This is a genomic window from Paenibacillus sp. FSL R5-0378, from assembly GCF_038009285.1.
GTDB classification, from domain to species: Bacteria; Bacillota; Bacilli; order Paenibacillales; family Paenibacillaceae; genus Paenibacillus_AQ; species Paenibacillus_AQ favisporus.
The window spans coordinates 1,990,708-2,014,965 of the sequence record NZ_JBBPAY010000001.1; the positions used below are offsets into that span (position 1 = coordinate 1,990,708).

28 protein-coding genes and 2 pseudogenes are annotated in these 24,258 nt (G+C 52.6%); 20 read left to right on the plus strand and 10 right to left on the minus strand.

All coding sequences use genetic code 11. The features are described from left to right. Positions 1-220: 220 nt before the first annotated feature. From MKY74_RS09345 to MKY74_RS09370, 6 genes and pseudogenes are all read left to right on the plus strand, one after another. Positions 221-430: a KGG domain-containing protein gene (locus MKY74_RS09345; protein WP_076173330.1), complete on the plus strand. Its 210-nt coding sequence runs from the start codon at positions 221-223 to the stop codon at positions 428-430. 217 nt (positions 431-647) lie between these two features. Continuing rightward, positions 648-1,085, plus strand: a complete 438-nt coding sequence (locus tag MKY74_RS09350; protein WP_076173329.1) for a GNAT family N-acetyltransferase — start codon at positions 648-650, stop codon at positions 1,083-1,085. A 97-nt stretch (positions 1,086-1,182) separates the two neighbouring features. Then, positions 1,183-1,725, plus strand: a pseudogene (locus MKY74_RS09355) (O-acetyl-ADP-ribose deacetylase); the annotation flags it as partial. Between the two features lie 24 nt (positions 1,726-1,749). Continuing rightward, on the plus strand, positions 1,750-2,094 hold the full coding sequence (locus MKY74_RS09360; protein ID WP_258875325.1) for a nuclear transport factor 2 family protein: 345 nt from the start codon (positions 1,750-1,752) through the stop codon (positions 2,092-2,094). A gap of 48 nt (positions 2,095-2,142) precedes the next feature. Next, positions 2,143-2,745, plus strand: a complete 603-nt coding sequence (locus tag MKY74_RS09365; protein WP_076173328.1) for a dienelactone hydrolase family protein — start codon at positions 2,143-2,145, stop codon at positions 2,743-2,745. Between the two features lie 135 nt (positions 2,746-2,880). Then, on the plus strand, positions 2,881-3,276 hold the full coding sequence (locus tag MKY74_RS09370) for a VOC family protein (RefSeq protein WP_076173327.1): 396 nt from the start codon (positions 2,881-2,883) through the stop codon (positions 3,274-3,276). Positions 3,277-3,376: 100 nt separating this feature from the next. Here MKY74_RS09370 and MKY74_RS09375 read toward each other — a convergent pair whose 3' ends face one another. Continuing rightward, a complete protein-coding gene (locus MKY74_RS09375) occupies positions 3,377-3,646 on the minus strand; it encodes an excalibur calcium-binding domain-containing protein (protein ID WP_076173326.1) in 270 nt (89 codons plus the stop codon). Positions 3,647-3,753: 107 nt separating this feature from the next. Here MKY74_RS09375 and MKY74_RS09380 point away from each other — a divergent pair, with 107 nt between their 5' ends. From MKY74_RS09380 to MKY74_RS09400, 5 genes are all read left to right on the plus strand, one after another. Beyond that, a complete protein-coding gene (locus MKY74_RS09380) occupies positions 3,754-4,209 on the plus strand; it encodes an NUDIX hydrolase (RefSeq protein WP_076173325.1) in 456 nt (151 codons plus the stop codon). Between the two features lie 87 nt (positions 4,210-4,296). Further along, positions 4,297-4,752 (plus strand): hypothetical protein, encoded by a 456-nt coding sequence (locus tag MKY74_RS09385; RefSeq protein ID WP_076173324.1) that lies wholly within the window; start codon positions 4,297-4,299, stop codon positions 4,750-4,752. 16 nt (positions 4,753-4,768) lie between these two features. Continuing rightward, complete coding sequence (locus MKY74_RS09390; protein WP_084204037.1) at positions 4,769-5,209, plus strand: hypothetical protein; 441 nt, start codon at positions 4,769-4,771, stop codon at positions 5,207-5,209. A gap of 33 nt (positions 5,210-5,242) precedes the next feature. Beyond that, complete coding sequence (locus MKY74_RS09395; RefSeq protein ID WP_076173323.1) at positions 5,243-6,253, plus strand: serine hydrolase domain-containing protein; 1,011 nt, start codon at positions 5,243-5,245, stop codon at positions 6,251-6,253. A 24-nt stretch (positions 6,254-6,277) separates the two neighbouring features. Then, complete coding sequence (locus tag MKY74_RS09400) at positions 6,278-6,754, plus strand: SRPBCC family protein (protein WP_076173322.1); 477 nt, start codon at positions 6,278-6,280, stop codon at positions 6,752-6,754. A gap of 51 nt (positions 6,755-6,805) precedes the next feature. Here MKY74_RS09400 and MKY74_RS09405 read toward each other — a convergent pair whose 3' ends face one another. After that, positions 6,806-7,723, minus strand: coding sequence for an aldo/keto reductase (locus MKY74_RS09405; RefSeq protein WP_076173321.1), 918 nt, complete (start codon positions 7,721-7,723; stop codon positions 6,806-6,808). Between the two features lie 341 nt (positions 7,724-8,064). Here MKY74_RS09405 and MKY74_RS09410 point away from each other — a divergent pair, with 341 nt between their 5' ends. After that, positions 8,065-9,429: a PD40 domain-containing protein gene (locus MKY74_RS09410; protein WP_076173320.1), complete on the plus strand. Its 1,365-nt coding sequence runs from the start codon at positions 8,065-8,067 to the stop codon at positions 9,427-9,429. Positions 9,430-9,540: 111 nt separating this feature from the next. Beyond that, a pseudogene (locus MKY74_RS35685) lies at positions 9,541-9,705 on the plus strand (class I SAM-dependent methyltransferase); the annotation flags it as partial. A 128-nt stretch (positions 9,706-9,833) separates the two neighbouring features. Here MKY74_RS35685 and MKY74_RS09415 read toward each other — a convergent pair. Next, entirely contained in the window at positions 9,834-10,181 is a 348-nt protein-coding gene (locus MKY74_RS09415) for a winged helix-turn-helix transcriptional regulator (protein ID WP_076173319.1), read from the minus strand. Positions 10,182-10,370: 189 nt separating this feature from the next. On the opposite strand from MKY74_RS09415, the gene MKY74_RS09420 reads away from it, so the two are divergent. The 4 genes from MKY74_RS09420 (at position 10,371) to MKY74_RS09435 (ending at position 13,712) form a co-directional block, all read left to right on the plus strand. Continuing rightward, the gene (locus tag MKY74_RS09420) at positions 10,371-11,312 is read left to right on the plus strand and encodes an alpha/beta fold hydrolase (protein WP_244169350.1); all 942 of its coding nucleotides are present in this window, start codon (positions 10,371-10,373) and stop codon (positions 11,310-11,312) included. Then, entirely contained in the window at positions 11,309-11,824 is a 516-nt protein-coding gene (locus tag MKY74_RS09425; RefSeq protein ID WP_076173317.1) for a dihydrofolate reductase family protein, read from the plus strand. Before MKY74_RS09420 ends, MKY74_RS09425 begins: the two co-directional genes overlap by 4 nt. Positions 11,825-12,045: 221 nt before the next feature. Continuing rightward, positions 12,046-12,609, plus strand: coding sequence for a histidine phosphatase family protein (locus MKY74_RS09430; RefSeq protein WP_076173316.1), 564 nt, complete (start codon positions 12,046-12,048; stop codon positions 12,607-12,609). A gap of 134 nt (positions 12,610-12,743) precedes the next feature. Continuing rightward, complete coding sequence (locus MKY74_RS09435) at positions 12,744-13,712, plus strand: phosphotransferase family protein (protein ID WP_076173315.1); 969 nt, start codon at positions 12,744-12,746, stop codon at positions 13,710-13,712. 60 nt (positions 13,713-13,772) lie between these two features. Here MKY74_RS09435 and MKY74_RS09440 read toward each other — a convergent pair whose 3' ends face one another. Then, positions 13,773-14,354: a TetR/AcrR family transcriptional regulator gene (locus MKY74_RS09440; protein ID WP_076173314.1), complete on the minus strand. Its 582-nt coding sequence runs from the start codon at positions 14,352-14,354 to the stop codon at positions 13,773-13,775. 300 nt (positions 14,355-14,654) lie between these two features. On the opposite strand from MKY74_RS09440, the gene MKY74_RS09445 reads away from it, so the two are divergent. Continuing rightward, entirely contained in the window at positions 14,655-15,887 is a 1,233-nt protein-coding gene (locus MKY74_RS09445) for an MFS transporter (RefSeq protein ID WP_076173501.1), read from the plus strand. Between the two features lie 22 nt (positions 15,888-15,909). On the opposite strand, the gene MKY74_RS09450 is transcribed toward MKY74_RS09445, so the two are convergent. The 3 genes from MKY74_RS09450 to MKY74_RS09460 form a co-directional block, all read right to left on the minus strand. Continuing rightward, positions 15,910-16,716 carry a hypothetical protein gene (locus MKY74_RS09450; protein WP_076173313.1) on the minus strand — a complete coding sequence of 269 codons (807 nt, stop codon included), beginning with the start codon at positions 16,714-16,716 and terminating at the stop codon, positions 15,910-15,912. Between the two features lie 76 nt (positions 16,717-16,792). Further along, the gene (locus MKY74_RS09455) at positions 16,793-17,614 is read right to left on the minus strand and encodes a hypothetical protein (protein ID WP_144025474.1); all 822 of its coding nucleotides are present in this window, start codon (positions 17,612-17,614) and stop codon (positions 16,793-16,795) included. Continuing rightward, positions 17,571-18,878 (minus strand): SPFH domain-containing protein, encoded by a 1,308-nt coding sequence (locus MKY74_RS09460; RefSeq protein WP_076173311.1) that lies wholly within the window; start codon positions 18,876-18,878, stop codon positions 17,571-17,573. The genes MKY74_RS09455 and MKY74_RS09460 overlap by 44 nt, the downstream gene beginning before the upstream one ends. Positions 18,879-19,078: 200 nt before the next feature. Between MKY74_RS09460 and MKY74_RS09465 the strand changes: the two genes are divergently transcribed. Further along, positions 19,079-19,573: a cysteine hydrolase family protein gene (locus tag MKY74_RS09465; protein WP_076173310.1), complete on the plus strand. Its 495-nt coding sequence runs from the start codon at positions 19,079-19,081 to the stop codon at positions 19,571-19,573. 81 nt (positions 19,574-19,654) lie between these two features. Here the strand turns inward: MKY74_RS09465 and MKY74_RS09470 are convergent, their stop codons facing one another. Continuing rightward, the gene (locus MKY74_RS09470) at positions 19,655-20,902 is read right to left on the minus strand and encodes an MFS transporter (RefSeq protein ID WP_244169349.1); all 1,248 of its coding nucleotides are present in this window, start codon (positions 20,900-20,902) and stop codon (positions 19,655-19,657) included. 97 nt (positions 20,903-20,999) lie between these two features. Here MKY74_RS09470 and pdxR point away from each other — a divergent pair, with 97 nt between their 5' ends. Then, complete coding sequence (gene pdxR / locus MKY74_RS09475) at positions 21,000-22,421, plus strand: MocR-like pyridoxine biosynthesis transcription factor PdxR (protein ID WP_076173309.1); 1,422 nt, start codon at positions 21,000-21,002, stop codon at positions 22,419-22,421. 84 nt (positions 22,422-22,505) lie between these two features. Here the strand turns inward: pdxR and MKY74_RS09480 are convergent, their stop codons facing one another. Beyond that, positions 22,506-23,165, minus strand: coding sequence for a peroxiredoxin-like family protein (locus tag MKY74_RS09480; protein WP_076173308.1), 660 nt, complete (start codon positions 23,163-23,165; stop codon positions 22,506-22,508). Positions 23,166-23,274: 109 nt separating this feature from the next. Further along, positions 23,275-24,123, minus strand: coding sequence for a helix-turn-helix transcriptional regulator (locus MKY74_RS09485; protein WP_244169348.1), 849 nt, complete (start codon positions 24,121-24,123; stop codon positions 23,275-23,277). Positions 24,124-24,258: the final 135 nt, after the last annotated feature.

Genomic DNA, 24,258 nt, shown 5'->3' on the forward strand with positions numbered 1-24,258 from the left:
GACGCTCCCTTTTTGTGAATATAGGGTGATACAGAAAAAGGTGCCTAGTATGGCGTTAAATAACTTAAACGTTTAGGTAATGGATAATAGATTAAGTCGCTCGGGAAAAAGGTAAAAATTTCATGCCGATAAACGGGAAGAGAACCTGTTTAATATTTTTTCATGCGGTTAAATACATGTCGTGAAGGAAATTCCCAAAAATTCAGAGGAGTGATTGATCATGGCAAATAACCAAAATGGCAAAATGAGTCCGGAAGAACGAGGCCGTATGGGTGGAGAAGCCACGGCGAAAAATCATGACAAAGAATTTTATCAGGAAATCGGCCGCAAAGGCGGAGAGGCTACAGCCGAGTCGCATGACAAGGACTTTTACCGTAAAATCGGTGAAAAAGGCGGCGAAGCCCGTGCGCGTCAGCGTGACAACGATTAATACGATGACCCCCTAAATTAAAAATGACATGAGGGTACACGGCGCTTAAAGCCGGCTTTTCGAAAGGAAAACCGGACCCGGCGATCCGTAGAACCCAAGCCTAAGAATAAAGCCCGAGAAATCTCGGGCCTTATTCTTTTTGTTTTGCAAAAAAACGATTGAACTTTGGAATCAGACTTGATACTATTGCCCTTAAATACATAAAGGGTGGATATATATGGAAAATATTGACGGAGATTTGGTGATCAGCACCGATAAGTCGAAACTGGACTTGGATAAGGTTTGCGATTTTCTGTCGCGGAGCTATTGGGCGAATAAACGGCCCAGGGAAACAATCCTGAAGTCGATCGAAAATTCCATTTGCTACGGGGCTTATATCGGAGACAGGCTGGTCGGTTTTGCGCGGGTCGTGACTGACGGGGCCACGATGTATTGGTTGTGCGACGTGTTTGTGGATGAGGAGTATAGGGGGCACGGCATCGGGAAAAAGCTGGTCGGCACGATTACCAATGCCGATGAGTTCAAAGATTTGAACGGCCTGCTTGCTACCAAAGATGCGCACGGTTTATACGAACAATACCATTTTACAAGAATGGAAATGATGCGGCGCATGGCGGATTACATCAGAAATATGGATAAGGGCGGCTCCGTATAAAACGGTCCGTATCGATCAGAGAGGGTGAGGGGAATGGGGAAAACGTCTACCACGACCTCCCCGTGCTGGAAGATTCAGGCGGAAGGGAGAACGATGCATGGAACGAAACTTTCAATCTACCGTGATTGAATTAATCCAAGGAGACATTACCCGCGCTGAAGTGGATGGCATCGTGAATGCTGCGAATACGAGCCTGCTGGGCGGAGGCGGCGTCGACGGGGCCATTCATCGTGCCGGCGGGAGCGAAATTCTTGAGGAATGCAAGAAAATCCGGGCTAGACAGGGAGGCTGCCCCGTAGGCGAAGCCGTGATCACGACGGCTGGCCGGCTGCCGGCCAAATATGTTATTCATACTGTGGGGCCCGTGTGGAACGGCGGACAGCATGAGGAAGAGGCCAAGCTGCACAGTTGCTATATCAAATCGCTGGAACTGGCTGATCAGTACGAGCTGGAAAGCGTAGCTTTTCCCAACATTAGCACGGGAATCTATGGTTTTCCCAAGACGTTGGCAGCGCCGATCGCCATCCGTGCGGTAAAGGAGTTTCTATCGGCTCATCCGCAGACCTCCATCAAGAAGGTGCAGTTTGTTTGCTTTGACAAGGAAAATGAAAAGATTTACCGGAAACTGTTAGAACAGGATGCCGAGCTGCTCATTCGCCATTATATCGAAGCTTATAACACATTTGACATCGAGGGGATGTTAAGTGTGCTTCATCCGGATGTCATTTTCAGAAATATCGTCGGTAACGAGGTTTCGGTGGAAACGAATGGACTGCAGCCATTTCGGGCTTTGGCGGAAAAGGCGGCAGCCCTGTTTTCGATCCGACATCAAACGATCTTGGAGCTTCGGGAGATAGGCGGCCGGTTTGAGGCGGACATTGATTACACGGGTGTGCTGGCGTCAGATCTTCCTGACGGTGTAAAGGCTGGGGATACCATTCGGTTACAGGGAAGGTCGGTCTTTACGGTCAGGGATGGAAAGCTGTCTCTTATCGAGGACTACAGCTAGTCACGATAGCAGAGCTCTAATTATTTACTATAGAAAGAGATGGCAAACATGAATTTTCAAACATCCAGAAAGGCACTGGTCATCATACTCCATGAAATCTATGGGCTTAACGAGCATATTCTCGCTTTTCGCGATAAGGTCTCCCAGGCGGGTTACAAGGTGCTGACCCCGAACCTGCTGAAACGGGAGCCTTTTCCATATGAACAAGAAGAAGAGGCCTACTCCTATTTTGTGAGCCGGATCGGCTTTGACCGAGCCGCTGATGAAGTGAGGCAAATGGTACGAGATCACCGGGATCAATACGACTGCATCATGATCGTCGGCTTCAGCATTGGAGCAACCATTGCCTGGCTGTGCAGTGCATCCGAAATCGACGGGATCGTCGGATTTTACGGATCAAGAATTCGCAATTACGCCGAAACGGAGCCGAAGTGCCCGGCTTTATTGTTTTTTGCAAGGAACGAAAAATCCTTTAACGTATCAGAGCTCGTTGTAAAATTGGAGCATCGTCAGAACACGCACGTCCACGTCATCGAAGGGGCGCATGGTTTCATGAACCCTTACTCCAAAAGCTACCTTCCCCAAGCCTATCAGGCATGTCTGGAGAGAAGCTTTGACTTTTTGCAGTGGATAGCGAAGGGGAAAATGTAGTCGAGGCTTCGGCAGATGACAGCGAGCCGAGTATGATCGGGACCACAGATTGATATCTAATATTTTTGCTTTACATGCGAACATACATTCTTGTAAAATGTATTTGGGTATAAATTCCAAATGGGAGGTTCGGATATGGAATCTGGGCGAATCCTGGGGATTGCTTATAATGTTATCCCGGTGAAAGACGTGGAGAAATCGGCGGAATGGTTTGTGAAGCATTTCGGATTTAACATTCGCAATAAGCGCGACGGTTATCTGAGCTTGTTCAGAGAGAACCGGCCGATTCTTGATCTGATCCAAAGTGAGCACGATTCGAGAGCGGTGTTCGAAGTGAACGGTAGAAAGCGCTGGGTCATCACCTTTTTTTCGGACGATATCGTGTCGCTGCACAGCCGGTTACAGGCCGGGGATGTCAAGGTAGGCAACCTAAGCGACGAAGGAAAGTACGGAAAGTTTTTCGTACTCGAGGATTTGGACGGCAACCTGTTTGACGTATGGGAGCATCGGGATTGCGAGCTGGTTTACTAGAGCCGGTCATGCGGCCATCTTCGAACGGGTCAAAACGAAAACAAGCACGACCTCATAGTTAAGGGATCATGCTGCTAGAACACTGTTCATCATCTGTTCGTTATCTTTCACACGCGATCAAATCTTTGTCCCGGTCCTTGCTTTTGTTGGCGTCATAGAGCTCCTTAGAAACATAAGGCTTAAATTTGGTCTTGCCGCCTTTGTTTTTGACGGAAGCCGAGCGGGCGACGCCCCCCTTGTAATCTTTGTTTAATTCAGCGCAGTTCTGGTACTTCTTCACTTGACCTGCCGCTTGAGCATGACTGATGGTGCCCAGGCTGATCCCTGTACATAGAATCACACTTAGAGAAAGTAAAATGCTTTTTTTCATTCTCCAAATCACCCCTGTTCGTCTATTATGGTTCATAGGCCCATCGCTATCATAGCATGCGGTATCGGGAATTTGGAGGGAAAATTGAACATAAACGGAGAGATAGAATGAACCCAGAAGAAAACATCATTGTCGCCAGCGTTTCCGTTCTGCGGAACGGAGAGGTGTTCATGATCCAGGAGAAGAAGGCCTCCGCGTATGGTCTGTGGAACTTTCCTTCAGGGCGGCGGGAGACGGGGGAAGATTTGGCCGAGACCGCTGTTAGGGAAGTTAAGGAGGAGACTGGACTGGACGTACGGCTGAAGGCTGTTACTGGGGTATACCCGTTTCGAAGCGCCACTGGTCAGCAGGTGATCTTGTTTCATTTTGTCGGCGAAGCAGCGGGTGACGCTTTAAGAATACAGAATGATGAAATTATGGATGGCCGGTGGGTTGCCATCGATACGCTGCTCCATCAGCCGGATGAACAGCTGCGGGAAGCGAAGGTCATCAAGCAGATCACCAGGCGGTTGTTACGGAAAGAGTTCTACCCGCTTGACGTATTTCATGGAATGATTCGGTGAGTATCATGGAAATAGAGTAGCATAGTAGTAATGAACGAAAGAGGCTGTCTTTTGGCAGAACCATCTTGTAACCGTTAGGAGAGCAGCATGAAGCTAATGCCTGAATACGCCCACAATATTATCGTTGGTGTAGTTTTTCGAAACCAGTGGAGCTGGTACATAACGGAGAGAGAATACTGGTTTTTGAATGTGGAAATGGAAGACCGCTTCGGTATTGAAGTGCTGGATGAAACCACGGCAGCTGAATTTTTTCGTCTTATCGAGGACTTTCGGGTGCCTTCAACGGAGCTCTCTCAAATGCTCGTGGATTTGCGGGACTCTTTTCAGCATCAAGACGAGGTTCTCGAGTTTGTTCCAGCGCTTTACGTCCATTTCGATGATCGCGTGCTGTATTCGCTGTTCCCGGAACCGATGTCCTTCGAGCATTATGTCCCCGAGGGATGGACTGGGGAATATCGTGATTTTCTGGAACTGGTGCCGGAAGCGGAGCGGTATTGGATGATCCAGGGGAAGAACTTTTTTAATACGATGCCACAACGGTAAGCAAGGGAGGGAGCTTTTGATATACATTTTAGAGGAACCCCGCGGCAGAGCTTATGAGGGTTTGATTTCGATGGCATTCCGTGTGTGCGATGAATTCATTCTGGTCAAAAAGGATCAACTAACGCTAACTCCTGCAATGGAGGCGCTGTCCGAACAATTAAAGCCTTACGTCAAAACGGTCAAGAAGCAGGACGCTTGGCCGGGAACCCAACTGTTTGGGCATTATGCTGACGTATATTATTTTGATTGCCAGCCCCCATTGGAGAAGCTGATTTTGGAGTCCGCTGATGGCCTGTATGACTGGGTGTGGCCCAATTTATTGGAGGATTTATGTTTTTTTAAAGGCAGTCAGCCTTGGCTCGTTAATATCGCCCATGAGCATGAGGCGTGGATCAAGACGGATGACCGGGAGGAAATTTTGCAATTTAGAGGGATCGAAGGATTGATGGTGTACTAGCCCTAGAATTATCAAAGATAAAGGGGAATTCCATTGAAGCATACTCAAAGCAGCCACTTTCAACCCCTGAATGATTATGTCCATCAGGTGCAACGCAGGATCGGAGCTACGGCGGCGGCAGTCTACATTATTCATAAAGATACAGTGGTGAATGAATGGTACGGTGGAAGGCATGGATCCGAACCGGATTCCCGATCTGTAGACGAGAAAACTCAGTTCAACGTAGCCTCCATTCGCAAAACGTATTTGGGCCTTGCCATCAGCCTGCTGATCGAACAGGGGGAAATTCACAGCATTGACGATGCGATCTGTCGTTATTTAGATAAGGACATCCCACAAGCTGAAGAAGTGACGCTGAGGCACCTCCTTACCCATACCCACGGGTTGATGGAAATGCAGGGCAAGCTCGTTTGTGAATTTCCTGCTGGCGGCGATTGGGCCTATCGAAATACAGGCATCGCTCTGCTCACCGAATTAGTCCATCAATTAGCGGGACATCCACTCAGTACATATATGCAAAGAAACGTTTTCGATCTTTACGGGCTTCACGAAACGGGCTGGAGAACGGAAGCGCGGGAAGAAATGATTTATAACTATTATGAGGATCCGGACACCTGGGTTGGACCTAATGATAGCACGGCCGGGGACCAAAGCAATTTATTTGCCAGCACAAGGGATTTGGCACACTGGGGTGCAATTCATATGAACAAAGGGAACATTGGAGGGGACCAGCTGATTCCCGAAAGCGTATTTGATCGTATCGTTTCTCCGCAAACCCCGAAATCCTTGCCGGATCATGAACCGCTCAACGGATTCATCTGGTGGCTGCAGCGGGACACTCCCTTGAACCAGCTAGGCGAACGGCTGCCTGGCGGAGCCTACCAGGTGCTTGGAATTACTGGATGTGCCTGTCTCGTCATTCCGGAGTATGATGCGGTGGTCGTTCGGATGTATAACCAGCTCAGCAATCCGGGAGGTTACGATTATTTAGCGGATATCCGGCAGTTCGGAAATATGGCGGGCGATTTGCTTAGGACATTTTAAACCATCAAGACAGGATGAAACGGTATGTCGACGATACGAGAAGAAATGATGATATATGCCCCGATCGAAGTCTGCTTTGACGTCTCCCGAAATGTGGATGACCACTCCCGAACGGTCTGGCCTCACACCCATGAGCGGGTCGTCGGGGGAAGGATGAGCGGTTTGCTCGAAGCCGGGGACACGGTGGTGTTCGAAGCAAGGCACTTTGGGATTCGGCAGCGGCTGACCTCGAAGGTGACCGAGATGGATAAGCCCTATTCTTTTACCGACGAGATGCAGAAGGGGGCCTTTCGCCATTTGACTCACCGCCATGAATTTGAGGAGGCTGCCGGAGGAACGCTGGTCAGGGACATTCTCGATTTCAGCGCTCCGTTCGGATGGGTTGGGCGGATGTTTGATGCGCTCGTGTTGGAAAAATACATGAGGGCCTTTATCCGCTACCGTCAACGAACACTCAAGGCACTCATCGAAAACGAAAACAGCCCCAAGTCGTCGACTTGAGGCTGCTTCTGTTTTGCCGTCTGTACATACGAGCGGCCTTATGCAATTGATTTATGGCAAAATGTTACCGGCTGCGCGGTAAATTTCGTACCATTCTTCGCGGGTCAAGGTCACATCGCTTGCTTTGATGCAGTCCTGAAGACGCTCAAGGTTCATCGTGCCGATGACCGGCTGCATATTGGCCGGATGGCGGAGGAGCCACGCAATAGCGATGGTCGTATTGGTTACGCCGTATTTACCGGCAATTTCGTCGATCTTCTTGTTCAATTCCGGGAATTTGTCGTTTCCAAGGAACACGCCTTCGAAGAAGCCGTATTGGAAAGGCGACCAAGGCTGAACCGTAATGTCGTTCAGTCTGCAGAAATCCAGGACGCTGCCGTCACGATTTACGGCCGATTCATTTTCCATGTTCACGTTAATGCCGGCGGAAATCATCGTGGCGTTCGTGATGCTGAGCTGCAGCTGGTTGGCTACAATCGGCTGCTTCACGAATTTTTTCAGCAGTTGGATTTGCATCGGGTTCTGGTTGGATACGCCGAAATGGCGCACTTTGCCGGAGGATTCCAGCTGCTCGAACGCTTCAGCAACCTCTTCCGGTTCAACCAATGCATCCGGGCGGTGCAGCAGCAGAACATCCAGGTAATCGGTTTTCAGTCTTTTCAGAATTCCGTCTACCGAATTCAGGATATGCTCCTTGGAAAAGTCGAACATGCCCTGACGGATTCCGCATTTGGATTGAAGAATAATTTGCTCACGGACGTCGCTGTTCATATGGATGGCGTCTGCGAAAATTTCCTCGCATGTACCGCCGCCATAGATATCGGCATGGTCAAAGAAATTAGCCCCTTGCTCCAGTGCCGTTTGTACGAAACGCTCCGCTTCGTTTTTGTCCAGGGAGTTGATGCGCATGCAGCCTACTGCAACTACAGGTACTTCCAAGCTGCTGCTGCCAAGCTTAATCGTTTTCATGAATCCTGTCCTCCGTATTCATATGGGTTTGGATGTTTCGACTCCAACACGAAAGTTCCGGCTTCCTGCTGAAGTTTCCTCTAGTAAGCGTGATCTAGTGATGAATAGTTTTGCAGACAGTCCCTTGTTTATAATGACACCGCATGTGGCAGGATTCAAGTCTTTTTATGATGAAAATAGCAGATTATGAGTTGGGGAGACTTGGTTATCAAGAAGATGAGTTTCACTGAGTAATCGGGAGAAGCCTTGAATGACGCGAAATTAACTATGGGACAGTTGCCTAACCACCTTTCACTGAATACAACTGAAGTATAAGATGATTCAGGAGAGGATGTTGGCGCTTGCAAGCTGTTTCTCACGATCCCCTTCAAGGAAGGATTGCTTACACGTCGGACCGCGGTGGAACGTTCGACATTTGGCTTTACCGACCGCAGGACGGTCTTCATTTTCAACTTACGATAGGGCTTGGTGCGGAATTTTCGGTTCCCTATTGGTCTCCGGATAGCAGGAGTATCGCTTTCATCGGCATTGGCAACGTGGTTCACCTGCTGGATACGGTGACGCTTGCTGTCGCAAGGATCGACCAAATCGAACCATACACGCTGCTGGACTGGTCCCCGGACGGCCGTTTTCTCGCGTATGTCAAAAACGGGCGGATCCTCATCTATGATACATTCTCACATCGAAGCTATGCCATCCCTGAGGAGGGAGCCAGCGATGCCCAGTGGTTTCCTTCAGGTACGGAGCTTCTGTTCGCGGCTCCGGATACCACCGGCATTACCCAGCTCTTCCGTATCCGGACTGATGGGACAAATCGGAGACAAATCACGCAAAATACGGACGGACCGCTACATGACGTTCGGCTTTCTCCGGACGGAGCCGTTGCTCTTTATACGTTCCCCGGTGTCAGTATCTCCATCATTTCGACGGTGGATCTGGCCAGCGGCACCATCTACAGGCTGAAGGGCGGACCGCTTGCCAAAAACTTTCTACCGACATGGTCTCCGGACTCCCGGAGCATCGCTTATAGCGCAACCGCTTATAAGGAGCCAAACTATTATTCTCTCATTCAAATCGATAGCCGTACCGGTCAGAATCAAAGGACGTTGGCAGCTTCCGACTGTTTTGCCACTCCTGTTGCCTGGTCGCCGGACGGCGGCAAAATCGCGTATTTATCTGGTTGTGCAGGTGCAACAAGCGCAAGTCAAATCTGGATAGTCGATATTGGCGGGATGATGCCAGTGAAGGTCCTCAGCGGCGGCCGGATTACTGCCTTGCAGTGGTCTCCTCGCGTCAGAAGGGTTCCGGAAAACATCTTCACAAGCTCCGTGTTCAGGGTATCCTTTCCATATCCCGCAACCTGGCGCCGGGTCAGCGAAGAGAGAGCCGAAGGGACAGACGGTTTTTTTCAGGTATCTGCGATTTCAGCCGGCGACAGGATTGCCGATGTATGCAGCTCCGAAGCTTTTCATCCATTGATGCCTTACGGCTCTTCTCCTCGGATTGTCATGCAGACAATACAAACCAGAGAGGCCTGCTTTATTTTTCCCTCGGTCGACCAACCAGCGGAAATGAATAAACAGGCCGCCCTCATTGTGAGGTATCCCCGTCCTGTCCAAATCGGGGAAACGTTCTACAATTATTTTATCCTGTGGGCCGATGTCAACCACATCCGTCAAATTGGCGGGCAGCTGTCATTCCTTTAGCCAGTGGAGGATTAAATGAACAATCGACCGCAGCAGCCTCCGTGCAGATTACCTAAAAAGTCAGGTAATTTTTAACTATACACAAACATTCCTTCGCCTAATATTTTCCTAACGGAGCTGCAGCGTTTTGCACTACGCTGGTATGGGGTTGAGGAGTTCATTTATATTCTTGAAGACATTGGTTTTTCAAATGTAACCGTCTATGCAGATTTTAAGGATGGAACTAAGCCGACCAGCAATAATCAGAAATTGATGTACCAAGCAGTTAAGCCTTGAAGTAGCAGCACTTTCTTGGGAACTGAATCGCGCAGTTTACTGGTCCAAATCGGCTTGAGTTTTTGCGTTTGCAGATACCAACTGTAAGATCTAAAAACCCCCTTCCATTTGGAAGGGGGTTCTTGTATTTAGGCCTGGGCTTCCTGCAATTCCGCTGTATGCGCCGTTGGACAGGGCTGCTCGGCCCACTCCCGCATGGCGGCAAAGATCGGCTGAAGGCGCCGGCCTTTATCCGTAAGCTCATATTCCACATGCAGCGGCACTTCTGAAAAAATGGTCCGCGTGACGATGTGATTCTCCTCCAGGAGGCGCAGCCGGTCGGTCAGCGTTTTCGGGCTGATGGGATGCAGGGACCGTCGCAGCTCCCCGAAACGATGTAACCCGTTAAACAGGTCGCGCAGAATCAGGAGCGTCCATTTTCCCTCCAGCAATTCGATGACCGGGGTAATCGTATCCGGACATTTGGGATCGATCATGATGAAACCCTCCTAGTTCATTTTTTGAAACTAGTGCACTTAAATGTAACTACTTTTCAAATGTACCACAGTCGACTAATCTTAGGAAAGGGAACGGATTCCATTAAATTCCGGTCCCGACCCATAATCGATTATCGGGCTTGCTGGATCCAAGTCTTGGAATATACCCATTGAGAAGATAGGAGAAATATGATGCAAAGACCCTTTGAGGTAGACAATTCGGAATATCCGTTTCAGGATCATTGGCTGCCTTACCGGGACGGTATGATTCATTATATCGATGAAGGCGAGGGGCCGGTTGTCGTGCTCCTGCATGGCAACCCCACATGGTCCTATTTGTACCGGAATGTGATCAAAGAGCTGAGCGGCCAGTGCCGGCTGATCGCGCCGGATTATCCCGGCTTCGGGATGTCGAAGGCCCCTACGGGCTATGGCTATACACCCCAGGAGCATGCGGAAGCAGTGACGGCATTGATCAAACAGCTGGATCTGCAACATGTAGTCCTCGTCGTTCAGGATTGGGGCGGACCGGTTGGGCTCCATTATGCGGTACACCACCCTGACAACGTACGCGGCATCGTCCTCATGAATACGTGGGCATGGCCGGCCAAAATCTTGCCGATGAAGCTGTTTTCGATGACCATGGGAGGCTGGCCGCTCGGATACTGGCTTCAGACCCGGCGGAACTTTTTTGCCCATACGATTGTGCCCGGCGGCATTCACCATAAGGAGAAGGTCACGGCAGCCTTGCGGAAGGCGTATACCGATCCTTTTCCTACCCCGGCGCTTCGCAAACCGACCTGGGTGTTCCCCAGAAGCATTCGCAAAGCCGGACCGTGGCTGGCTGAAATTGAATCCAGACTGCCTCTGCTGACGGAGATTCCTGCGCAAATTTTGTGGGGACTGAAGGACAGTGCCGGTTTTCCGGTAGAGGAAATGCAGCGCTGGCAGGGCATTTTACGAATGCACGAAACGGAAGCTTTGAGCGATGCATCCCATTATGTGCAGGAGGACCGCCCGGACCGGGTGGCGGCGTCCATCCGCAGAGTACTGGAAAGAACAAATGGCGCAGCGAAGCAGCCGAACACGATTAAATTTACAGAGACGAAATCGAGGAGGATATCCATATGAAAACGATTCTTTGGGCAGCGCTGTCCGCCAACGGAAACTATGCGCAGTCGGGGCCTGACAACCCGCCGAAGCCGGAAGCTCTGGCCGATTTTACGGCCCATGCCGGACGATCGGGGAACTTTATCGTGGGACGCAGAACCTTTGAGGGGATGCAGGCCAGCGGCGGTGGAGCGGCCTTTGAAGGGCTAGATATCGTGGTTGTCACCAAGCGTGTCAAGGAGATCGCAGGCGTGACGGTCGTGAGCTCTCCCGAAGAGGCACTGCAGTATCTCGCGAGCCGGGGGCATTCCACCGCGCTTTTGGCGGGAGGGGCCGAGTTGCATAATGCTTTTCTGGGAAGCGGTCTTGTCGACGAGCTGGTGTTCAATGTAGCTCCGGTGCTGGAAGGAAAAGGGCTGAACTTGGTCACGGACCAACATGAATATCAATTTAAAGATGTGGAGCTGCTGGATTGTAAACCGCTGGGATCCGGTGTGGTGCAGCTGCATTATGCGGTCAAGGGTTCGTTATAGGTGCAGTGTAAGTGTAAAATAAGTGGACGATAAGGAAAGCTTCTTCCTGATGCATCAGGAGGAAGCTTTCAATTATTCAACTTATACAAGCAGTTTTTGTTTAAAAATGGTGAGTCTGCGCCCTAAAATCCATGATAAAATAGATCCACATCACAACGGACATCGGAGAACGAAATATAAATGTAAGCTCATATCCTTTTTTTAGAATCGGGGGAATCAGAGTGGAAGTCGTATTTGTCCGTCATGGGCACGGGGAGCATTTGCTGGATTATCCTAACCAGCTGAACATGCTGCATCCCGGGTTAACGCTGTATGGAGAGTCACAGGTGAATGAGCTGCGGGGGCGTTTATTGCTGAACGGTAATGAGCAGGTTGTCGTCAGCCCGACTAAACGTACCATCGAAACAGCGAGGATCTTGCTGTCAGACGGTCCTTTTGTGATCTCTCCGCTGGCAGGGCCGCGTATGTTCCCGCAAGATCCTTCGTATTCGCCCTTCGTCTGCGATCAAATCTATTCGAAGGACGAGATTCGCGAGGCGGTTCCAGATGCCGTGATCGTGGATTTTGGCTTGGACCTTTGGGAAGAAGGGATCAACCGCATCGGACAGGAAGCCTTCGAGACCTATGGGAGACAGCTGCTGGATTGGTGCGAGGCACAGGTGGATCGTGTTATCATCGTTTCCCATGACGGGACGATTACGAATTATCGCATGCTCCTTGGCGAACAGGGGCTGACCCGGAAGGACTTTCTGGGAGAAGCGGGCGTATACCAGGCGAAGTATTAATAAGACATCGATCGTTTACAAATCAGGGCTCGTCGGAATCCGAACCGAAAAAATAATTGGACGGACCAAGTGAGCTTTGACGCATGAGACTTCGAATATATCGGTTTGTAAACAAGCCGAAAGGGGAGTTTTTAATGTACAACCTGAGCCAATTCGTTCTGCCGAACGGAACGCTGAGCGGAGAGGGGCTGTGGAAGCGGGAAGCCCTGTACCAAGGCATGAACGGAAAATTCGTGGAACGGTTCTACCCGGATCGGCAGCACAGCTACATTTTCAAGCCGCTGACCAACGGGGAAAGCGTGGACCGGGAAGCCTGGATTTACCGGCATGTGCTGTCCGGCTTTCCGGACATTTACCCGGCGCTGCTCGCTTCTTCGGAGGAAGGAGCCGGGGAGGAGGGATGGTCGATTTTTGAAGACCTTGGCCCCCTTCGACATGAGTACGATGTAGAAACCGCCATGAAAGTGGTACAGCAGATCGCCTGGTGGCATGCGCTGCCGGAGGAGCGCCGGGAGGGTCTGAGCGGGTCGGGGCCTAAGCCGCAGATCGAGCAGATCGCCGCCGATCTCATGAACAGACGGGATGAGGCCGTGACAGTCATGAACGAAATCGGCGAGCCGTGGGAGCTGGACGGCATGATACTCAGCTTTGCGGAGGGTCATGCACTCCCGAAAATAAAGGTGGTATCCCACGGGGATCTGCATCTGGGCAACTATGCCGTTGCGGCTGACGGCCGCTTGTACATCATGGATTGGGAGCATGCCCACCTGAATACCCCGTTCTGGGACCTGTATCATCTCATTGACATGTCGCATCCCTTGTTTCCGAAACAGGTGACCGCTGAAGATCGGGAAAAGCTCCTGACTTATTATGTAGCTCAGTCGGCGCTGTATGGCGCGGAGTGGGATCTTGGCGATTTTATCCGCGATTACTGCCGCTTCGCGACCGTGTTCTCCATTTGGATGCTGCTCCTGATTTCAGGTGACTTGAAACGGGGAGACAGCGTCTGGCCGCAGGACCGGCTGTTGGCACAAAAGGAAGAAGCGATCGCCGGCTTAAAAGGATGCCTGACGAGCCTGTCGCTCGAGCGGGACTCGGCTTAATCTGCTGCTCCAAGGCTTTCCCCCTGAGCACAACACAACTGCCGGTTCCGTTCATGCATCTTATTGAATCAACGTGAGAATGACCTCAACCGAATGATCGACAAAGGAACGCTCCGGGCGGGCTTTCATCATCACCGTCAGACCGATCAAGGAGACGACCAGGGTCTGTGCCAGGGACTTGGCGTCCACACCGGTGTGCAGCTCGCCTGAACGGAGCCCGCGTTCGATCGCCTCCTGAAAAATCGCCGCCAAATACATCTCATGCTCCCGTGTCAAAACCTCAAATTTTTCGTCATGCGGAGCCATTTCCACCATCGTATTAATACAGAAGCATCCGCGGTTCAGCGGGTCAGCATACGACTCCTCGACAATCCCCGCAAAATAACGTCTGAAGGCTTCCTTAACGGATTCGCCGTGCAGAAGCACGGATCTGGCCTGCGCCGCATGCGCGGCAGTATATTTACGCAGAGCCGCTTCAAACAGCTCCTTCTTATCCCCGAACGCGGAGTAGATGCTTGGGCGCTGAATGCCCATTCCCGCCGTCAAATCGCTTAAGGACGTTGCCTCATAGCCTTTACTCCAAAAAATATGCATGGCGTCTTCCAGCGCCTGATCCACATCGAATTCACGCTGCCTAACCATTTTTGGCACCTCATTTCATATCGATCGGTATGTTTAGATTGTAGGAGATTCATCCCCTCCTGTCAATTCGGTCAGCCAAGATCAGTGATCGGACCAGCCTATAAATATTTTTCGTAATCCGTTAAATTCAGGCCCATGAACAAATTCGATCCACGAACCTCTTGACAGCACTTTGTTCGGGAAGGTAAGGTAAGCACAAATCATTATGTACCGATTGGTATGTTATGATAATTGAAAGCTCGGGAGGGGTTCGTTGTGAACAATCTGCAGGAAACCAAATCGATGGTAACCGGAGAAAGGATGGGGGAGGAAAAGGAACAAAGGGCCGCCGTTCCAACCACCGCAACGGCTGCATCCGTGCAGCCGATAACCCGCTGGACCGCGCTGCTGTTTGCTGCGGCGTGCGGCTTGGCGGTCGCCAACGTCTATTACGCCCAGCCGCTGCTGGATTCATTGGCGGCGCAGTTCGGGATTTCGCATTCGTCGGTCGGGGTGGTCATTACCGTTACGCAGATTTGCTATGCCATAGGTTTGATTCTGCTCGTTCCGCTGGGAGATTTGTTGAACCGCCGCAGGCTGATTCCGGGCATGATGCTGATATCCGTGGCTGCATTGGTCGTCGTAGGTACGGCAGCTAACCGGGGCATTCTGCTTGGAGGGATGGCGGTCGTCGGACTTTTGGCCGTGGTCACGCAGGTACTGGTTGCTTATGCCGCGACGCTGGCGGCCCCCGAATCACGGGGGCGGGTCGTCGGCGTAGTAACGAGTGGGGTGGTGATCGGGATTCTGCTGGCCCGAACATTCGCCGGTCTGCTAACGGATGCCGCCGGCTGGCGCTCCGTCTACCTGGCGTCTGCGGGTCTGATGCTGATCGTGGCCTGCATTCTGCTTAAGGTACTGCCGGGGAAGGATCCGGAGAAGACTTCGCTGAAGTATCCTCAGCTGCTTCGGTCGGTGCTGGGCCTGTTCGTGCAGGAGCGGATCCTGCGTGTTCGCGCCATGCTGGCGCTGCTGATTTTTATGGCGTTCAGCATATTGTGGACCTCGCTGGTGCTTCCGCTCAGCAGCCCGCCGCTTTCCCTGTCGCACAGCGCCATCGGAGCGTTCGGACTCGCCGGGGCCGCCGGAGCGGTTGCAGCGGCAAGAGCCGGTCGGCTGGCCGACCGGGGGATGGGACAGCGTACCACAGGTGTCGCCTTGGCGCTGCTGCTCGTTTCATGGCTTCCGATCCGATATACGGAGCACTCGCTGCTGTCCTTGATCCTGGGCATCCTTTTGCTCGATATGGCGGTACAGGCCGTCCATGTGACGAACCAGAGCATGATTCTGAGCGTACGCCCGGAAGCGCGCAGCCGATTGACTGCGGCTTACATGACGTTTTACTCGATCGGCAGCGCCACAGGTTCCATCGCCTCGACAAGCATTTATGCCCGATTCGGCTGGGACGGGGTGTGCATGCTCGGGGCAGGCGTCAGTGCGTTTGCGCTTTTATTCTGGGCATGGACCCGGCGAAGCGGGGAAAAGGAAGGGTGAGGTCCTGCTAAGCACCAAGCGGTTAGGCACAAACGACATTGCCACAGTACTCGCATTCTTTTTCCCGCTCCGCGCCCAGAAATACCCTTGCTCCGCAGCCGGGGCATTCAACGGTTTTCGGAGAGGAGGACTGACCGGAAACGGGGGATTGAAACCCCGAAGGTCGTCCATGACCGTTTTCATCAGAGGCAGACTCCTCTTCATCATACTCGTCATCGTACTCATCGTCGTACTCTTCATCATTTTCTTCATCATACTCGTCATCGTATTCTTCTTCATACTCTCCGCTAAGGTAATCCTCAAGGGCCTGTTGTTGAATGTAGACGGTTCCGTTGATGATTCTGCCTTCCGGGAGAAGCCCTTCTTCAAACATAAACGTCAAATCCCGGGTGACATCGGCGGGGGATGTCTGTGAAAGGCTGCGAATCTGCTCAACGGAGGTCAGGCGCATGCTTACAACGGCTTCCTGATAGACTTGAAGCAGGGAGCCGAATTTTTTATCAAGCCTATGGCCGACCAGGAAAAAGATCAGGGTAGGAAGAAACCAATATATCGCCAGAACAATCCCTGAGGTCAAATAATCAATCTGTTCCTCTTCTCCAAACGTATCATAGGTCAAATAGAGAATGATCATGATGGAGATATAGGAAAAGACCATAGCCCATCCCAATAGCCGTAAGTTTCTGCCTTTGGCTTTGTTATGATGGTGGGTCGATGCCAAGCGGATGAAGGCGAGCAGTCCGCCGACGGGAAATACGAGCAGGGTGAGGATGATAATCCACGTGTCAAATGTCGAAAATCTAACTTTATATGGAACCGGGATCTCCATATGATGGTCTCCTTTATGCATGATGATGTTTATGTATACAGAATGAACTAAAGAAATGGTTAAACTTTAGTTCAATCTATGTAGAACCAGCTTTTGCTTGAAGTAACTGCGAATTTCTTTCTCGTGCTGTACGCTCGATATCTTGGATCAGGAGTAAAGCTTCATTGGCTAATTGTTCACGCTGGTCCGGCACAGCGGTAGCGATCAGGCTCACCTGATCCTCCAGCAGCGATATTTTCTGCAGAAGCAGCTGCTCCACTTCGTATAAGGCCGGAACCGAATTGGGGTCGCTGTACCGGAGCGTATCCTCCAGGCGGCGGATTTGCTCTTGAACATGACCGTGCCGGGACTGCTCCGGCAGCGATTGAAGCTTCTGACGGATAGTTTCCAGCCGATTTGCCGTATCCCGCCCCTTGCTCCAGCTGCGGTGATCCCGCCGCTCCTGCCTGGCAGCATAGGTTCCGGACAGTTCCACCGTCCCCGTGAGGATGATGAATCCGAGCAGGGTGAGAATCTGGCTCCATACATAAGAGGTGACGGAGAGCGTGGTCCAAAGACTGAACAACAACATCTCCAGCAGCACCGCCCCGGCGTACAGTCCAGCTGCTATACCGGAGCCAATGTAAAAGGGAGCAGGCATGCCTGAACCCTGACGGCGGTTAAGCATGCGATATACAAACCGAAGAACGGCTGCTGCCGCGCATCCCGCGCCGGCACCGGATATCCAGGACCGGCTCTCGGCCCAGCCGCCGCTCCACCCAAACCCGATGAAGACAATCAAGGGAATGAGGATGACAGCGGTAAAAAACCAGCTTTTATGCATCAGTGTGGTTCCCCTTCCTTTGGCCTCGTTATCAGGTTTGGGCATGGCCGCATTCCATGCAGAATTTCTGTCCATGCTGTACCTCCGCCTGACAGTTCGAGCATTTCAGGATGCTGCTGGTTCCGCAGCCCGGGCAGAAACGGGCCTTCGGGTCCATCCATTCCCCGCACTCGCGGCACAGCTTCGGCAGCAGGGTTCCGCAGCTGTTGCAGTTCACCGATCCGATCTTGAAGTCATAGCCGCACGCAGGGCAGGCGTTGTACGGATCGCCGCAGTTCAGACAAAACTTGGCGTTCGGCGGAAGCGGTTGTCCGCAATCGCTGCAGACGATTTTTTTCGCGGGGATGCCGGCTGCTCCTAACGTCAAACTCTGACCGCAGGCAGAGCAAAATTTCGAATCGGCTGCGTTCAGCTGCCCGCATGTCACACAGGCTTTTTGCTTCACGTCCATATCGCTAGTGGTTTGAACCTTCACATTGCCGGCCATTTGCTGGACGGCGTCGTACATCGATCCTGCCATGCCTAATCCCATGCCGAGTCCGCTGCCGACGATACCGGCGGTGCTGCCCGGATTTTTGGCGGCGCTTTCGAGCGTATCGTAGGAACGTTCTTGTTGATAGGTGAAGCCGATAATGTCCATTTCCGCTTTTTTGGCCAGTGCTTCCTTAATGCGCTGCGTAGACGGATCATTTTCCGGAAAATTAATCGAATCGATAAAGAAATTCACAAGGGATATGCCCATTTCCTCAAAAGACGGTGCGATCGTGTCCCGGACATGCTTGGAAATTTCGGCGGCGTAGGCGTTAATTTCAACCACGCTGATTTTTTTGTGGATAATGTAAGAGGAAATCATTTCGTTAATGTTCGAGGTCAGAACCCCGCGGTAGTATTTCACGAGTGTATCTTGATCGAACGATGGAAGTGTGCCGACCAATTTCAGCAGAAACTTGCGTGCATCTTCAATCTCCACCCCGAATTGGCCGAAGGCCCTGAGTGATACAATAATGTTAAACTTCGGATCCTGCAGTTGGATGGGAGATGCGGTTCCCCACTTCACATCCAGCGACCGGAGCTTATTCACAAACCATACCTCTGCAGTAAACGGCGATTTGCCGCCGAATGGCAGATTAATGAGGTTGGAGAGGATCGGAATATTCGCCGTGCTCAAGGTGTGGCGTCCTGCCACGAAGGAATCGAGAGCCCGGCCGCCTTTAAATAATATTGCTTCCTGCGTTTCATGAACGATCAACTGGGTCCAGGTCCCGAGCTCCTGGTTCGGGTAGCGCCAGGCGAACACCCCTGGTGGTCCTTCGTATTCCACTACTTCAATGATAGCCATTTGCTGCACTCCTTTACTGACACGGTTCGCCTTCATCCCATAACATTCCATGGAAAAAGGTACTAATTGACTACTATTGTATACGATATTAGCCCTATTTGGGGGTCAAAATTTGGAAAAAACATGTTCGAACAAGGAAATTTTGCATAGAAATTCGAATTGTATTTTATATGAGGTAAACAAGTTGAGGAGGAATCCATTTGAAACTGGGTCTGCTGGTCATCGATATGCAGAAGCATCTGCTGAACGGGTACGTGGATCAACAAACGATTGACGGGGCCTGCGAGTATATCAATTATACCGCCGGTCTGCTGCGCTCGAAGGGCCATCCCGTCATCCATATCAAAGATGTGGAGGGCACGGAGGACGTCAATGACGACGGAATCGGATTTATTCCTGGGATCCAGATGGAGCCCGGCGATACGGTGGTTCATAAAACCTTCTCCAATGCGTTCTGGCAAACGGAATTGGAATCTATCCTATCGGAAAAGGGCGTCGATCTGCTGGTGGTGTCCGGTTTTGCCGCGGAATACTGCGTCCTGTTCACCTATAACGGTGCGCTGGAACGAGGGTTCAAGGCAGCCATCCTGCAAAGGGGGATTGTGAGCACGAAGCAGGGCGCGGTGCAGGACATTTACCGTGACCGGCATCTCATTTCGTATCCTGTCATCGAGGCACTGGTGGAACTGGGCTAGATCGAAAAAAATCAAACGAAGACCCGCATCGAGGGAGGCGATCCCCGCTGCGGGTCTTTTGGTTTCCATTCAGGCGGTTTCCTATTCGGATAGATCCACCCTCTTTGCAGGAGGGGCTGCCTTTGAAGAGGCCCTATTCTGTGCTTGAAAAGGAGCCACGAACCATTGAACGACGATGAGCGCCACCGTTACTCCCATCAAGCCGTAAATGGCAAACGAAAACGGACCTGCGGCATCATGGATGAGGCCGATGAGAAAAGGTCCGGCGGCCCCGATCAAATAACCGGCCGATTGCGTCATGGCGGCCCATGATGCGGCTTCATGGCTGGTTGCGGCTGCGTCCATCGGGAGGAGCAGGCCCAGCGCAAATAAAGTTCCGCTGGCCAGGCCGATTACGGCCGCGGCCAGCCAGGGCAGAGGCGAGAACAGCAGGATCAGGCCGGCCAGCTGCGTCACCGATGATACCCATAGCCACAGCAGGCGGGAAGGGTAGCGCCGCAGCAGCCGCTGCAAGATCGTACCGGCCGGAATCTGCGTGATGGCAAAGATGGTGAGCATGACGGCTGCTTCCGACGAGGTGTATCCCAGGCTTTGCATCACGGGCGGCAGCCAGGCGAGGAGGGAATAGAAGCAGGCTGCCATAAGGCCGAAGTGCAGGGTGAGCAGCCATGCTTTGGGATTCCGCCAAGGCAGGCTGGCGGATGGGACTTCGCTTACCTTTCGCGGACCGGAACGGCTTCCCCGGTGCAGGGTCCGCCAGACGGCAGCTCCGGCCGCCCCGAGTGCCGACCATACGGCTAAGGCGGCTTGCCACGATTGGGAGTCCGCCTGCAAGGGGAGGGACAAGCTCGAAGCGAGCGCAGCCCCAAGAGACAAGCCGGCCGAGTAGACGGCGATCATCGCAGGGACGCTGCTGGGAAAATGCTGCTTAATAAATCCTGACAGCAGGGGACCCATCGCTGCAATGCCAAGCCCGGCAATCAGGGCGGTCAGCAGCAATACGCCGGCCGAGTGCACGAACAGCCGCAGAATCGTTCCGAATCCGATGAGCACGAGGGACCAGCGAATCACGCGTTCAGTCCCCACCCGACCGGCCAGCTTGGCCGATACGGGGGATAACAATCCCATGCACAGCACAGGGATGGATGTCAGCAGGCTTGCCGCTGCGGACGACATGCCCAGGTCGTCCCGGATGAGCGCGAGCAGCGGGGATACCGAGCTGATGGCAGGGCGCAAGTTCAAAGCGGCCAAAAAGAGAGCGGCGGTCATGAGGCCGCCATGGGTTGGTTTTGGAGACCGATACATAGGCGACACCTTCCTTCCATTCATTGCAAAATCCATCCTACCATGCTAGATTGGCTGTAATAAGCACCACTCTAGAGCGATTTTGAACATACCAATTTGCAAAGGAAGGGAGTGAGCCGTATTGGCACAGGACCCTACAGGCGCGCAGGCAGCAGACACCAAAACGAGACAAGTCTACTCCTTGCTCAGGGAGCGGATCTTCCAGGGACAATATTTCGCGGGTATGCGCCTGCCGTCGAGCCGGGAGCTGGCGCAGGAGCTCGGCGTGTCACGCACGCTGGTCGTCAGCGTATACGAACAGCTGGTAGCGGAGGGATATTTGGAAGGACGGCTCGGATCGGGAACGTATGTGGTCGATTTGGAAAACAGGAAGCCAGCAAGATTCGAGAAGTCGGATCAGAGCTTTCATTCTTCCCGGAAACAGCCTGATGACGGTTATGGTTTCGACGGAGTCGATTTCCGGCCGAGCTTTCCGTCGATGCAGCATGTTCCGCGCAAAAAGTGGCGCGAGGTCGCCTACAAGGTATACGACCAGCTGGACGACTGGGAATACGGATATGCCGGTCCCGCGGGGCACTGGGGGCTGCGCCTGCAAATATGCGACATGCTGCTGAATACGAAGGGCATCCTATGCGATCCCGAGCAGGTCGTCGTTACGGCCGGTGCGACGCAGGCGATCACGCTGGTGTGCAAGCTGCTGCTGCAGCCGGGAGAGACGGTCATCTCGGAGGACCCGACGTCTACGTTCATCCATGGGATTTTTCAGACGGCCGGCGCGGACATTGTGCCGGTTCCGGTGGATACCCAAGGGCTGCGGGTTCAGGATATTCCCGGCCAGGCCAGGCCCCGTCTTGTTTTTGTCACGCCGTCGCATCAGTTTCCGTTCGGCAGCATCTTATCCATCGGGCGGCGGATGGAACTGCTGGAGTATGCGCGTAATACCGGCTGCTTCATTATTGAGGATGATTATGACAGCGAGTTTCGGTACGCGGGTATGCCAGTCCATGCGTTAAGGGAGCTGGATGCGGAGCGGGTGATCTACATCGGCACCTTCAGCAAAAATCTGTTCCCGGCGCTTCGCATCGGCTATATGGTTCTGCCGCGGGATTTGGTAGCGCCTATGGAAGGGATCAAACGTCTTATGGATATGCATACGCCTACGCTAGATCAGGCCGTCCTGGCGAGGTTTATCGCGGATCAGCATTTGCAGCGCCATGTCACCCGCATGAAGCGGGTATACAGCCGGAGAAGGAAGCTGCTGATCCGCAGTCTGAGCGAAACGTTCGGGAACTGGATTCAGGTGAGCGGCGACGCCGCGGGCCTTCATTTGATCGCAGAATTTTCAGGGCATATTTTTGACGAGGAACGGGTCCAAGCATTGGCGGAAAAGGGCGTCCGAGTTTATCCGGCCGAAAAGTACGCCATTGTGAAAGGGAGGTTCGAGGACAAGCTGATTATGGGATTCGGCGATGTTGCCGAGTCGCAGATTCCAGAGGGGGCCCGGCGAATTGCAGGGGTGCTGAGGGAACAGGGAGAACAATGAAAAAGCCCGGGAATGACTATAAGGTCGTTCCGGGCTGTTTTTTTGTAAGGCGTGAGCGTCTCTAAATCGCTGGAAAAGCTTCCGTTAGATGCTTTCCGCGAATTGCACCACTTCTTCCGGCTCAGCCCGCGTCCGATAATCCGGATCCACGCTGGCATAACGGATTACGCCCTGCGGATCGATGACGTAAGTGGCGGGCACGGGAAGCTCCCACGAATCGTCACCGTTGAATTGGTCCAGGGGAAAACCGAGTGACCGGTACACCTGCTGCACGTCTTCCGCCAGACGGAAGGTCAACCGGTATTTCCCCGCCACCTTGTTATGCAGGTCGCTTAGAACATGATAACCGAGTCCGTTTTTTTCCTGCATGGACAAGGAGTGATCCGGTGTTTGGGGACTAATGGCCAGCAGCCGGACTCCTGCGTCATGAATGCGGTCCAGAAGCCGCTGGTAGGCCCTTAATTCCAAATTGCAGAACGGGCACCATTCTCCGCGGTAAAAGGTCAGAATGACCGGACCGTGTGCGAATTCTTCAGATAACGTAACGGGGTCACCTGTCTGATTGCTTAACGTAAAATCGGGTGCGTCATCTCCAACCATCAGGCCGCGTGCGGCACCGGATGTGCGTAAGTCCTCGACGGAGCGCTCGAACGCTTCGGTAACGGCTGCGGGCAGCACTTCCAGGCCGTGCCGGGTTGTTGCCGCCAGTTCGTCATTCAGCTTCCATTGGGGTGAATCGGACATATCTTCACTCTCCCTTGTCGGATATGCGCTCATCATATCGTGACCGGGGAATGAAGCACTACCAGTAGAAGGAGCAGGGTGCTGGTTGGCGGGATTTTTTTGTGAGGGGTTACGATTTCCTGATCAGCGTACCCGGGTTCATACCGTACTTCCCGCGGAACGCCTCGGCAAAATAACTGGGATTGGAATAACCGACCGATAAGGATACGTCGATGACGATGGCATCAGGCTCTTGAAGCAGGTGGTATGCCGTTTCCAGCCGTGCCTCCCTCAAATAGCCGAACACGGTGCTGCCGTACCGGTCCTTAAAGCCGGTCTTCAGCTTGAATTCGTTCAGGCCGATGAGGAGGGAGAGCTCCGATAAGGATGGCGGGTGGCTCATTCGATCCAATATGATTTCCCTCGCCCGTTCCAGCTTGGACAGATCCGTTCTGGACAGACCGGAGGGCCTCTTTTCCTTGCCCAAAAGCATCGAACGGAACGCGTGGGACAGCAGCTCCAAAATTCGGCACTCCATTTCTAAGCTCAGGGAATCCGGCCGGGCAGAGGCTTCCATCATCTGCTGCAAGAGGTAGGCCGAAGCGGGATCATAGGCTTCCTGGAATACCCGATATGGCAGCGTTCCGATAATCTGATGAAAATCCATGGCCCGGGTGTCCTCGCCATTTTCCATGAAATGATGGAAGGCGGTGACGGGAATGGCGATGCTCATCATTTGAAACGGCTGATTTTTGGAAAAAGGCATGCGGGCTTCCGCCGGGTTGGCAAACTGGAGGCTCCAGCTGCCCGGCTTCATCTCGAACTCCCTGCCGGACACCTCAACCCTCCGGTAGCCTTGAACACAGCAGCTCAGCTCGACCATCGGCACCCTTGTGTGCAGGGCTACAGTATAGTCATCGTTCAAACGAAAATCGACTGCCGCCACCCCTAGATCCTGCCGGGGAGCCAGTCGCTGCACCGTTCCTTCTCCCATCCATGAATGAAGGCTCATGCGTTCGTACCGGCGTCCTGATGAACCATGCATCTGCAAACCATCAAAGAACTGCCTAAAATTGTGGTGAACGTCAGGCAAAGCCATTTCCTTTGCACCCAT